The following is an 11,214-nucleotide window of genomic DNA, read 5'->3' as shown; positions in this document are numbered from 1 at the left end:
TTGTTTTTGATTGACGCTTGCGTTTTGTTTAGTTTTCAAGGAACTTTAGGAACTTTCATCTCTTAAAGATGACAGCTATTAAATAGTAACTCATAGACAATTAAAAGTCAACACTTTTTTACAAATTATTTATCAAAACACATTGAATCAAGCAAAATTGATTCTATCATGTTTGTCTTTCATATTCAACAGTATTTTTTTAAGAAAAAATATTTATCCACCAGCGTTATTAATGAATAATTTCCTCGATATATATATCTCGATGTTCACTTAGAGAAAGAAATTTCTCTTTGTTGGCTAGTTTAACAATTGGTCTTGTCGGTTCTTCCGGCTGTATAAAAATAATTTTGCCTATTTCGCCGTTTGATAATTTAACCACCGTCCCTGTTTGAAAGTTGGCTAAGTGATCTAGCAGTACTTTTATTGCCTCCATGCTTAATTTGCCAAATTGCTCGATTTGCATTTTTTCCAGCGCTTTAAAGGGCGACTGTTTGCGTCGATAAAGGCGTTCGGAAGTCATCGCATGATACATGTCCGCTACCGCCACTATTTTGCTGTATGGATGAATTTGCTGGCCACGAATGCCAAACGGATAGCCGCTTCCGTCAATGCGTTCATGGTGCTGCAATACTGCTAGCTTTGTCCCTTGTTTTAAAGCTGTTATTTTTTGCACCATTCGATAGCCAAATATGGTATGTTGCTGTACTTCTTTGTATTCGCTAGCAGTAAGTGCGGACCGCTTTGTTAAAAGCCTTTTATCGACCTTTGCCATTCCACAGTCGGACAATACACCCGCAAGCGCGATTTGATAACACCCCCCTCTGCTATAATCCATTTGTTTTGCTAAAAAACCTGCTAGCAACCCGACGCTAACCGCATGGTGATATAAATAATCTTCGTCTGTCGCATAACGGTATAATATTAACAACTCTCTCTTATTGTGTATAAATTTGTCTAACAATGGAATAATCATATTTCTTACTTCGGCGATGTCAATCGGGAAACCAGATTGCCATGACTGAAACGCTTTTTTATATTTTTGAACCGCTTTCAGGTAAAGAGATATCGAATGTTCGTTGCTTATAGAACCGTCATGGTGCGCTTCAGGCAATTCTGTCGGGCGGAACGGCTCGCCGTTCGCCAAAACTGGCTCGACACATACTTCCTCAATTAAAAATTTTTCTAATACGTTTAATAACGTTGATGTCACTACCGTATTTTTTAGCATAATTGGTTTTTTCGTTTTCCCCAGCACATCTTCAGCAAGAATACATCCTTCTTGTAACTGGCGAAGCTTTACCCGAATCATCGCTATACACTCCCATGTTTTATTCGTGTAATTTTATACTAACATTATTAGGAAATTAGTTGTAGTACTTTATGCGTATATAAAAAAGAAAGGTGTCACGAAAACAAAGCTTTCGGACACCTTTATTATTTATAATGAATAACTCTCTTGCCTCTCTTGGCTCTCTTCCTCTTTTTCTTCTGTTGGAACTTTCGCTACCGTAGCAACATATTCATGTTCATTTTCTTCCGATAGACGAATTAACTTTACCCCTTGCGTATTTCTTCCTACTCGTGAAATATCGCTGACAGCAATGCGAATGAGGATACCGCTTGTCGTGATAAGCATTAAGTCTTCGTCCCCGTTGACCGTTTTCACCGCAACAACTGGACCGTTTTTCTCCGTCACATTACATGTTTTAATTCCTTTTCCGCCGCGGCTTTGCAGACGATATTCAGAGGCAGGGGTGCGCTTGCCATATCCGTTTTTCGTCACGACTAATACATCACAATCATCCTCTAAAATTTCCATGCCTACTACTTCATCATCCTCATCAAGCGTGATCGCCTTCACTCCCGTTGCACTCCGTCCCATTGTGCGGACATCGGTTTCCGGAAAACGGATAAGCATTCCGTTTTTCGTCCCGACAATAATATGTTTCGATCCATCCGTTAGCTTAACCGAAATAAGCTCGTCCCCTTCGCGCAGATGGATTGCGATTAAACCGTTGTTTCGAATATGGGCGAAGGCAGAAAGTGGACAACGCTTGGCAATGCCTTGTTTTGTGGTAAAGAACAAATATAAATTGTCGTCAAATTCGTCGTGAATAGGGATAATCGTATTAATCCACTCATCTTTATCCAGTTCTAAAAGATTAATAAGCGGAAGTCCTTTCGCGGTCCGACTGTATTCCGGAATTTCATATCCTTTCGCCCGGTATACTTTGCCTTTATTCGTAAAGAATAAAATGGTGTTATGAGTCGACGTAATCAAAAGATGTTCGACAAAATCGTCTTCGGTCGTATGCATGCCTTGGACGCCTCGTCCACCGCGTTTTTGGCTTCTGTACGTAGAAACAGGCAAACGCTTAATATACCCTTTATGTGTGAGGGTGATGACGACATGTTCGCGCGGAATTAAATCTTCATCGTCAAATTCTTCGGCTCCTCCAATGACGATTTCCGTTCTCCGCTCATCGTTAAACCGCTCTTTAATTTCCGTTAGCTCGTCGCGAATAATTTGCAACACTTTTTCCTCATCCGCTAAAATCGCTTTTAATTCAGCGATGAAACGGACAAGATCTTGATATTCTTGTTCAATTTTTTCTCGTTCTAATCCAGTTAACCGTTGCAAACGCATATCTAAAATTGCTTGCGCCTGTTTCTCGCTGAGCGAAAACTGCTTCATCAGCCCTTCCCTAGCGATTTCCGTCGTCTGTGAGCTACGGATTAGGCTAATCACCTCGTCAAGGTGATCAAGAGCAACGCGAAGCCCTTCTAAAATATGGGCGCGGGCTTCCGCCTTTTTCAGCTCGTAAGCTGTCCGGCGGCGGATCACTACTTTCTGATGTTCCAAATAATGCTCCAGACATTCTTTTAAATTTAACACTTTCGGCTGACCATCAACAAGCGCAAGCATGTTAATGCCAAAGCTTGTTTGCAATGCTGTATGTTTATATAGATTGTTTAAAATGACTTTAGCGTTGGCATCGCGGCGCACTTCGATGACGATCCGCATTCCGTTCCGGTCTGACTCGTCGCGTAAATCGGTAATGCCATCAATTTTCTTTTCGCGGACAAGCTCCGCGATGCGTTCAATTAATTTTGCCTTGTTGACTTGATAAGGAAGCTCACGGACGATGATCGTTTCTTTTCCGTTGGACTGCTGTTCGATCTCAACTTTCGCACGCAATGTGATCGAGCCGCGCCCTGTTTCGTATGCTTTACGGATTCCGCTGCGGCCGATAATTTGCCCCGCCGTCGGAAAATCTGGCCCTGGAATGTATTCCATTAAATCGGCCACCGTCATATCAGGATTTTTGCTTAATGCCAAAATGGCGTCGATCACTTCGCCGAGCTGATGCGGCGGAATATTTGTCGCCATCCCTACGGCGATTCCGGATGAGCCGTTTACCAATAAATTAGGAAAGCGCGACGGCAAAACGACTGGTTCTTTCTCCGAACCGTCGTAGTTATCCTGATAATCGATCGTGTCTTTGTTAATGTCGCGTAACAGTTCCATCGCGATTTTGGACATGCGCGCTTCTGTATAACGCATCGCGGCAGCTGCGTCGCCGTCAATCGATCCGAAGTTTCCGTGTCCATCGACAAGCATGTAGCGATAGTTAAAATCTTGCGCCATGCGGACCATCGTGTCGTATACGGCTGCATCGCCGTGCGGGTGATATTTCCCGATGACTTCGCCGACGATGCGGGCCGACTTTTTGTATGGTTTGTCCGCGGTCATGCCAAGATCATGCATGGCATATAAAATACGGCGATGCACAGGCTTTAGCCCGTCGCGCACATCAGGCAATGCCCGCGATACGATGACGCTCATCGCATAATCGAGAAACGAGGAACGCATTTCCTGGCTAATGTTGACTTCACGGATGCGCGGATGTTGATTTTCTGCCATTCAAGAAAACCTCCCTTATAAAAAATTTGGAGTGGGGAGGGTGATTGCTCAACACTCTCCAAACTAAATATCTAAATTTCTTACATACCTTGCGTTTTCTTCGATAAATTGTCTTCGTGGTTCTACTTTGTCTCCCATCAAAATTTCAAACGTTTCATCAGCTTCAATTGCATCTTGCAAACTAACTTGAAGCAGCGTTCTTGTTTCTGGATTCATCGTTGTTTCCCACAACTGCTCTGGGTTCATCTCGCCAAGACCTTTATAACGCTGAATCGTCGGCTTTGGGTTTTCTGGCAATTCCGCAAGAATTTTCTCGAGCTGCCGGTCGTTATAGGCGTACCTTACTTGTTTGCCTTGCTCAATTTTATAAAGCGGCGGTTGGGCGATGTATACATATCCCCGCTCGATAAATTCGCGCATATAACGGTAAAAGAACGTAAGCAGCAATGTGCGAATATGGGCGCCATCGACGTCCGCATCGGTCATAATAATGATTTTATGGTAGCGCGCTTTTGTAATATCGAAGTCTTCACCAATTCCCGTGCCCAGTGCGGTAATAATGGCACGAACTTCATTGTTCGACAAAATTTTATCTAGGCGTGCTTTCTCAACGTTAATAATTTTCCCGCGCAGCGGTAAAATCGCTTGGAAATGACGATCCCGTCCTTGTTTGGCCGAACCGCCGGCAGAGTCTCCTTCGACCACATACAATTCACTGATGGAAGGGTCTTTTGAGGAACAATCCGCTAGTTTTCCAGGCAAGTTAGAAATTTCAAGCGCGCTTTTTCGCCGCGTCAGCTCGCGTGCTTTTTTTGCCGCTACGCGCGCTCGGGCCGCCATCATTCCTTTCTCCACAATTTTCCTTGCTATCGTTGGATTTTCCAATAAAAATGTTTCAAACTGTTCCGAGAAAATCGCATCAGTAACCGTCCGGGCGTCGCTGTTTCCAAGCTTTGTTTTCGTTTGTCCCTCAAACTGCGGAGCCGGATGTTTAATCGAAACGATTGCTGTTAACCCCTCGCGGACATCTTCGCCAGTTAAATTTGGATCATTATCTTTAAAAATTTGCTGTTTGCGTGCGTAATCGTTAATAATGCGCGTCAGTGCCATTTTAAAACCGGATTCATGCGTTCCGCCTTCGTACGTATGAATGTTATTCACAAATGAATAAATATTGCTGCTATAACTATCATTGTATTGAAGCGCAATTTCGACATGAATGCCGTCGCGCTCGCCGGCGATATAAATCGGCTCTTCATGAAGCACTTCACGCGTCCGATTTAAATGTTGAACGTAAGATTGAATACCGCCTTCGTAACAATATTCATTTTTTCGGTTTTCTACCCGCTTATCTTCAAGCGTAATTTTGAGACCGCGATTTAAAAAAGCTAACTCACGGAGACGAGTTGCCAACGTTTCATAATCGAATTCGGTCGTTTCTGTAAAAATTTCTGGATCAGGTTTAAAATGAACGGTAGTGCCTGTCCGATCTGTATCGCCAATCACTTGCAAATCGGTGCAAGGAACGCCGCGCTGATATTTTTGATAATGTATTTTTCCGTCTCTGTATACATATACTTCCAATTTCTCTGATAAAGCATTGACAACAGAAGCGCCAACTCCATGCAGTCCACCCGATACTTTATAACCGCCGCCACCGAATTTGCCCCCGGCGTGCAGAACGGTCATAATCACTTCAACAGCCGGACGTCCCATTTTCTCTTGAATGTCAACAGGGATGCCGCGACCGTTATCTGTAACCGTAATGCTATTATCTTTTTCGACCGTCACGTTTATTTCCGTACAATAACCGGCTAACGCCTCATCGATACTGTTGTCGACAATCTCCCATACGAGATGATGCAGCCCTTTTGGGCCAGTGGAACCAATATACATCCCCGGTCGTTTTCGGACTGCTTCCAGCCCTTCTAATACTTGAATTTGGCTCGCATCATACGTATGTTCGACTTTTTGTTCCATTGTCATGTCCAATCACCTACGCTTTCTTTCCAAACGTTCAAAGCATTAATGACAGGAAGGGGCGGTTATGGAGCCGGAATGGACTTTATAAATGGCTGCTTCCTTAATGATGTCATGTTTAATCCCGTCAATGCTTGTCGTCGTCACAAATGTTTGTACTTTTCGCCGGATCGTATCAAGGAGGTGGGTTTGCCGATAGTCATCCAGTTCCGATAGCACATCATCAAGTAAAAGAATGGGGTAATCGCCAAGTTCAGAAAAGATTAATTCAATTTCCGCTAATTTGATGGATAATGCTGTTGTGCGTTGTTGCCCTTGAGAGCCAAAGATTTGCACATTTTTCCCATTTACAATAAATGAAATATCGTCACGATGCGGGCCGGCAAGCGTCATTCCCCGCTGGATTTCCCTTTCTTTTATTGTAGCAAACTTTTCGCTATATGCTTCTATTATTCTCGACAATTCTACCTTTTCTGATACATCAATAGACGATTCATATTGAATTTGCAGCTGTTCTAATCCGCGGCTGATTTCATGGTGAATGGGCGCTGCCCATTTTTCGAGCAAAAACAAAAATTCATGGCGCTTCAGCGTAATTTTCGCCGCCAGCGGAATCAGCTGCTCTGTTAAAATATCTAATATCGTTTCATCTTGCCGCTCGCGCGTCTGCATCATTTTTAAATAGTGATTGCGCTGCTGCAGAAGCTTTTGATATTGACTTAAATCATGTATATAAACGGGGGAAACTTGCCCGATTTCCATGTCAATAAAACGGCGTCTTACTTGCGGGCTTCCTTTCACTAAATTTAAGTCTTCCGGGGCGAACATCACAACATTTAAATGACCGACATACTGGCTTAGCCGCTGCTGTTCAATATGATTGCATTTCGCCTTTTTCCCTTTCTTGGAAATGATTAACTCAAGCGATAACGCTCCGTGTTTTTTTACTGCTTTTCCTTCTATTTTAGCATAGTCTTCATTCCAGCGAATAAGCTCTTTGTCGTTTGTCGTGCGATGCGACTTCGCCATCGCCAATACATAGATAGCTTCCATCATATTTGTTTTTCCTTGAGCATTTTCCCCCAAAATAATATTTACATTGTTCATAAATTCCAACGTTTGGCTTTCATAATTACGATAATTTTTTAATGATAAGTGCGTTAAAAACAACGGCTCTTCACCTACTCTGCTTTCGTTACAATAAACGTGCCCAATCCTTCCACTTCGACTTTATCGCCATTTTTTAGCTTTCGGCCGCGCCGGTCTTCCCTTTCTCCGTTGACCAACACTTCATTTGTTTGCAGGAACCATTTCACTGCACCGCCTGTACTGACGGCTTGAATAAGTTTGAGCAATTGTCCAAGTGTAATCGTTTCCGTTGTGATTGCTACTTTCTTCTCCATCTGTTCATCGCTCACTTTCTTAAAACTGCCCATTTTTTTATTTTAACGAAAAAATGACATACTAGCAAAGAAAGCTGCTATTACGGTAGCAGCTTTCTTTATTAATACGTTCTTACCGGCAAGATAAGCTGAAGCATCGAATCGTTATGCAAAGGGCGAAGCAAAAACGGCCGCATTGCGCCAGTAAAGCTGATTTTAATGTCGGTGCCATCGAGCGCTTTAAGCGCATCCATCATATATTTTGCGCTAAAGGAAATTTTTAATTCCTCTCCCTCAACGGATTCACTTTGAATTTCTTCCGTTACTTTCCCGATTTCCGGAGAAACGGAAGAAATTTCGATAATGCCGTCATTGAGTGTGGTTAGTTTTACCACGTTGTTTCTTCCCTCTCTCGCTAATAGAGAGGCGCGGTCGATCGCCTGCAGAAATTCTTTTGCGTTCACGATAATATCGGTTTTGCTATCCGTTGGAATAAGGCGGGCAGTTTCCGGATAATTTCCATCAAGCAGGCGGGAAAAGAATAGCAAATGTTTTGTTTTAAATAAAATTTGATTAGCCGTAACGACAATATCAACCGGATCATTGCTGTCATCTAAAATTTTACTTAATTCGTTTAGACTTTTTCCCGGAATAACAACATTATGCGACTGCGGATTCTCCGTTTCTATTTTTGCCTTTCTTAACGCCAGACGATGGCTGTCTGTCGCCGTGCAAGTAAGTTCTCCGTTTTCAAACTTCCAGTTGACACCTGTCAAGATTGGCCGCGTTTCCGATGTTGAAACGGCAAATACCGTTTGGCGAATGATCGTTTTTAATAGATCCGTTGGGATTTTAAATATATTTTCTTCTTCAATTTGCGGCAATCTTGGATATTCATCGGGATCAAGACCGTTTAAGTTGAATTCCGCTTTGCCGGAACGAATGACCGTTAAAAAGTTTGGTCCTACTTCTATCTCCACTGTCTGTTGCGGCAATTTTTTAACGATCTCGGCAAAAAAGCGCGCTTGCAATACAACGCTGCCAGTCTCTTTTACCTCAACAAGCAGTTTACCTTCTTCTTCCACAGGAATGAACGATTCGATAGAAATATCGGAATCGCTTCCCGTCAATGTTACTCCTTGTGAGGTCGCAGTAATTTTAATTCCTGTCAAAATTGGAATGGTTGTGCGTGGCGATACGGCTTTCATCACATCTTGAACGCTTTTGGCTAGCGATTCTCGATCAATGGCAATTTTCATCTTGCAATGCCTCCTAAAATGATTAGGGAAATAAATTATTTTTTTATAGTAAAAAATAAAAAACAAAATCGTAATACTAGTAATAATGCTTGTTGAAATGTGGATAAGTAAATGAAGTAAAGGAAGCACAGCCTGTCCACATGTGGATAGGCTGTGCATAAATCTGCGCCTATTATTCACAATTGTTTCAATTTCTCTTGAATTTCTTTTATATGCTTTTGCAGCTGTACATCCGATTGCAAAAGTTTTGAAATCTTTTCATGCGCATGGATGACGGTCGTATGGTCACGTCCTCCAAATTCATCTCCGATTTTTGGCAATGAACAGTCTGTGAGCTCGCGGGAAAGATACATGGCAATCTGGCGTGGAAAAGCGACAGATTTCGTTCTTTTTTTCGCTTTAAAGTCTTCTAGTTTGATATTAAAGTGCTGGCCGACGACGCGCTGAATATCTTGGATCGTGATGACCTTCGGCTTTGTGCTTGGGATAATGTCTTTCAAGGCTTCTGCAGCCAAGTCAGCGGTAATTTCCTTATTGATCAGCGACGAATAGGCGACAACGCGTATAAGGGCACCCTCTAGCTCACGGATGTTGGAATCAATTTGATTGGCAATGTACAGCATCACTTCATTCGGAATATCAAATCCTTCCGCTTTTGCTTTCTTTCTGAGGATAGCGATCCTCGTTTCCAAATCTGGAGGAGTGATATCGGTAATAAGCCCCCATTCAAACCGTGAGCGAAGACGGTCTTCTAGCGTTGGAATTTCTTTCGGCGGCCGGTCGCTGGAAATAACGATTTGTTTGCTTTCCTCGTGCAGTGTATTAAACGTATGGAAAAATTCCTCTTGCGTTTGTTCTTTTCCGGCCAAAAATTGAATATCATCAATTAATAGAACATCGACATTTCGATACTTGTTGCGAAAATCGTCAGGACGGTTGTCGCGAATCGCGTTAATAAACTCATTTGTAAATTTTTCCGAAGATAAATAAACAACTTTAGCCGACGGATTGTGTTCGATAACATAGTGACCGATCGCGTGCATTAAGTGAGTCTTCCCTAAGCCGACTCCACCGTAAATAAAAAGCGGATTATACGCTTTTGCCGGGGCTTCCGCCACTGCGAGAGAAGCCGCATGGGCAAAACGATTGCCAGAACCGATGACAAACGTGTCAAACGTATATTTTGGATTCAGCATACTTTGCGGAAAATCTGATGCATCTTCATATGGTTTCCGCTGTTTTTTCGAGGATCGCTGAAACTCAAAATCATCTTCTGATTGATTAGGAGGAATAATAAACTTAATTGACAGTTCTTCACCAGTAATATCGTAGATCGTTTCCGCAATTAAATGAGAGTAGCGGGAATCCAGCCAGTCTCTTGCAAATTCGTTTGGGGCTACGACGACAAGCGTGTCACCTCGTAAAGAGTGGGCTTTTGTTGATTTTAGCCAAGTTTCAAAGCTTGGCTTGCTAATTTTTCTTTCGATTTCCCCGAGCACGCGATTCCATAAATCATGGATATTCTCCAACCGTTGCCCCTCCCTTACTCAGAGGATAATAATCTGTTTAAAAAATAAATTTGTGGAAATAACATATAATAAGGAAAAAAGCGGCTTTTCGACAAAATTCACCACTTGTGGATAACATTATAAACAGGCTGTGAAAAAATATATCCACAACATATCCACAAAATGTGGATATTTTTCTTTATCCACACCATTATCCATAGTGAAAACACAATAATAATAGCAAATAAAATGGCATGTTGCAACGGATTTTTTAAATTATCCACAAAACAAAAGTGTTGTGAAAAACTTAATTATCCACATAGTGAAAAGTGTGAAAAAAATGTCGATAAATAATGTGGATATTCAGATTATGTCTAAAAAAATTATCCACAATTTTTATAAAGTGAGAGAAACGTTCCAAGCGGTTGACATTTTATGAGATTGTTCAATATAATGAGAAAGACTGCCCGTAACAGTTATTCCCTAGGGAGGTGTCATAGATGAAACGAACATATCAACCAAATAACCGGAAGCGCAGCAAAGTCCATGGATTCCGCGCACGCATGAGCACGAGAAATGGTAGAAAAGTGCTCGCGCGCCGTCGTCGTAAAGGAAGAAAAGTGTTATCTGCATAGGCCACTGAAATTTCAGTGGTCTTTTTTCGCAAGGATAGAGTGAATAGATACTGAAAAAGATGGAGTGTTTCCGGGACATGAAGAAAAAGTACCGCATAAAGAAAAACGAAGAGTTTCAAGAGGTATTTCAGCGCGGCACGTCGATGGCGAATCGGCAGTTTGTCATTTATATACTGGACAGGCCGGAACAACCGTACTTTCGGATCGGGTTATCGGTGAGTAAAAAGCTTGGAAAAGCGGTGGTAAGAAATCGAATCAAGCGCTACATCCGCCAATGTTTCCTGGAAATGAAAGAGGAGATTATGCCAGGCAAAGATTACGTCGTTATTGCTAGGCTGCCGGTTGCGGAAATGGATTTTTTTGAGGTAAAGAAAAGCTTGATTCATGTATTGCGAAAGGCAGGAGTCTTGAAAAAAAGGGAAAAATAAAACGGTTAAATTAGGTTGTTTTTTCCTGGCATACAAATATTTTCGTAAAAAAGTACACCCATTATGTTTAGAATGATGTTAAAATACATATTTAGGA

9 protein-coding genes are annotated in these 11,214 nt (G+C 42.1%); 2 read left to right on the top strand and 7 right to left on the bottom strand.

Annotated features, from left to right (window positions below):
• Positions 1-229: 229 nt before the first annotated feature.
• From GCA01S_RS02485 to dnaA, 7 genes are all read right to left on the bottom strand, one after another.
• Positions 230-1,309 (bottom strand): HD-GYP domain-containing protein, encoded by a 1,080-nt coding sequence (locus GCA01S_RS02485; protein ID WP_042407015.1) that lies wholly within the window; start codon positions 1,307-1,309, stop codon positions 230-232.
• A 129-nt stretch (positions 1,310-1,438) separates the two neighbouring features.
• The gene (gyrA, locus tag GCA01S_RS02480; RefSeq protein ID WP_042407012.1) at positions 1,439-3,925 is read right to left on the bottom strand and encodes a DNA gyrase subunit A; all 2,487 of its coding nucleotides are present in this window, start codon (positions 3,923-3,925) and stop codon (positions 1,439-1,441) included.
• A gap of 63 nt (positions 3,926-3,988) precedes the next feature.
• Positions 3,989-5,911 carry a DNA topoisomerase (ATP-hydrolyzing) subunit B gene (gene gyrB / locus GCA01S_RS02475; RefSeq protein ID WP_042407008.1) on the bottom strand — a complete coding sequence of 641 codons (1,923 nt, stop codon included), beginning with the start codon at positions 5,909-5,911 and terminating at the stop codon, positions 3,989-3,991.
• A 39-nt stretch (positions 5,912-5,950) separates the two neighbouring features.
• Positions 5,951-7,075, bottom strand: a complete 1,125-nt coding sequence (recF, locus tag GCA01S_RS02470) for a DNA replication/repair protein RecF (RefSeq protein WP_042407006.1) — start codon at positions 7,073-7,075, stop codon at positions 5,951-5,953.
• An 11-nt stretch (positions 7,076-7,086) separates the two neighbouring features.
• Positions 7,087-7,308, bottom strand: a complete 222-nt coding sequence (yaaA, locus tag GCA01S_RS02465; RefSeq protein WP_017435761.1) for a S4 domain-containing protein YaaA — start codon at positions 7,306-7,308, stop codon at positions 7,087-7,089.
• A gap of 101 nt (positions 7,309-7,409) precedes the next feature.
• Positions 7,410-8,546: a DNA polymerase III subunit beta gene (gene dnaN / locus GCA01S_RS02460; protein WP_017435762.1), complete on the bottom strand. Its 1,137-nt coding sequence runs from the start codon at positions 8,544-8,546 to the stop codon at positions 7,410-7,412.
• A 176-nt stretch (positions 8,547-8,722) separates the two neighbouring features.
• Positions 8,723-10,075: a chromosomal replication initiator protein DnaA gene (dnaA, locus tag GCA01S_RS02455; protein ID WP_017435763.1), complete on the bottom strand. Its 1,353-nt coding sequence runs from the start codon at positions 10,073-10,075 to the stop codon at positions 8,723-8,725.
• Between the two features lie 479 nt (positions 10,076-10,554).
• Between dnaA and rpmH the strand changes: the two genes are divergently transcribed.
• Both rpmH and rnpA read left to right on the top strand, forming a co-directional pair.
• Entirely contained in the window at positions 10,555-10,689 is a 135-nt protein-coding gene (gene rpmH, locus GCA01S_RS02450) for a 50S ribosomal protein L34 (RefSeq protein WP_017435764.1), read from the top strand.
• Positions 10,690-10,766: 77 nt separating this feature from the next.
• Entirely contained in the window at positions 10,767-11,117 is a 351-nt protein-coding gene (gene rnpA / locus GCA01S_RS02445) for a ribonuclease P protein component (RefSeq protein ID WP_017435765.1), read from the top strand.
• Positions 11,118-11,214 lie beyond the last annotated feature (97 nt).

The organism is Parageobacillus caldoxylosilyticus NBRC 107762 (assembly GCF_000632715.1).
GTDB lineage: Bacteria > Bacillota > Bacilli > Bacillales > Anoxybacillaceae > Saccharococcus > Saccharococcus caldoxylosilyticus.
Note: the sequence above shows the minus strand (reverse complement) of the source record. Positions and strands in the feature narration are given on the sequence as shown.